This window comes from Xenorhabdus bharatensis, assembly GCF_037996705.1.
Classification (GTDB): domain Bacteria; phylum Pseudomonadota; class Gammaproteobacteria; order Enterobacterales; family Enterobacteriaceae; genus Xenorhabdus; species Xenorhabdus bharatensis.
In genome coordinates, this window is the sequence record NZ_JBBMXG010000051.1 from 1 (window position 1) to 1,546 (window position 1,546).

General features: G+C 53.0%; 2 protein-coding genes. One reads left to right on the forward strand and one right to left on the reverse strand.

Translation table 11 applies throughout. The features are described from left to right. Window positions 1–986, reverse strand: a 986-nt coding sequence (locus tag AAC855_RS21105) for a CHC2 zinc finger domain-containing protein (protein WP_340612106.1), incomplete at its 3' end; no start/stop codon positions are given. Window positions 987–1,100: 114 nt separating this feature from the next. Between AAC855_RS21105 and AAC855_RS21110 the strand changes: the two genes are divergently transcribed. Beyond that, complete coding sequence (locus AAC855_RS21110; protein WP_340612107.1) at window positions 1,101–1,490, forward strand: helix-turn-helix domain-containing protein; 390 nt, start codon at window positions 1,101–1,103, stop codon at window positions 1,488–1,490. The last annotated feature ends 56 nt before the right edge of the window (window positions 1,491–1,546 follow it).

The window sequence follows — 1,546 nt, forward strand, 5'->3', positions numbered from 1 at the left end:
ACCACCCGCCAAACATCCAGCCCCATCAGTTGCAACTCTGCCGCCAGTGTTGCCGCCGCTTCATTGCCCGCCTTGTCATTGTCATAGGCGATATGCACCTGCCGGAGTTCATACTGCCGGAATGCTGTCCGATGTGCATCAGTAAAACCATGAACCCCATACGAACAGGTCACATTGCGGAACCCCGCACACCAGAATGACATCGCATCGATGAGCGATTCACATAGGATCACCGAGGCCGAACCAACCAGCCCCGCTTCATTCCAGACCCCGCCATGCTCCCCCGGTAAGTACAGATGCAGCGGTGTACCCGCCCGTAACCGATCGGTGATTTTGCGGCCATACATTTCCTGCACCTCGCCATTGAGACCGATCACCGGCACAACCAGCGAGCCGCTGAAGTGTTCATGCCCGCTCTCACGCATTAACCCGACCGCCTGAAGCCGGGCACGGATCTCAGCACCGGCTTTGATTTTTTTCTCCGGCAACCGATAGCCGAGGGTGCGGTTGGCAAAGCCGAGCTTAAAATGGCTGACCAGCTCAGGATGATCAAGGCGGCGTTTTTTCAGGTACTGATGGGCTTCCGGCGCATTCAGCAGAGTCTGGTGATAGAACTCAACCACCCGTGATAACAGCGCCTGTTGCCCGACCGCATCACGGATCAACTCCGAGGAATCAACCAGCGGCTCCACCGCCGGATTACTGCCGAGCATCGCCCGCAACCGTTCACAGGCATGGCGCAGACTTAAATTCTCCGTCTTCATCACCCAGTCCAGCACCGATCCGCCTGCATCGCAGCCAAAGCAGTGATAGAGGTTTTTCGACGGCGTGATCACCATCGAGGGCGTTTTTTCCTGATGGAACGGGCACAGCACAATCATATCTTTACCGCGCTTAAAGAGCTGCCGTCCCTGCTGCTCAATGATGGCAACTAAAGAGACAGCGGATTTCAGATGCTGTAATTCTGCGTCGGGAATGCGAGCCATGTCTTAATCCTTTAAAAAAACGTGTCAATAGGCTTAGAGTAAAAATAACTCTATTGCAGAGTACTCCAAAATAGAGTATTGTCAACCGTAAGATTAAAAACAGGAGGTATCCTCATGGCATCGTTAACTTACAGACAGATTCAGGCCATGAAGACAACGGATGAGACCTTTTTTAAAGAGCTGGGGAACAGGATTGCACTGGCACGTAAAGAGCAGCAACTCACCCAGCAACAACTGGCAGGGCAGCTAGGGATAGCCCAGCAGACGATGGCGCATTATGAGGGAGGAAGATTGAAGGTCTCAGCGGCATTGCTGCCGTTGTTAGCGGAGATACTCCATTTATCATTGGATGAACTGCTGGGTTTGCCGACCACACGAAGAAGTAAACGTGGCCCAAGTTCCCGGCTGGAGCAACAGATTGAGATGATCAGCCAGCTCCCAAAAGCCAGACAGAAGTTTGTTTCTGAGATGTTAGATACCGTGATTGAGAGCAGTAAAGAATAAGCGAAGAGATAACGCGGTGATGGCAGGGGGCAACCTGCCAACGCCGCTCACCACAA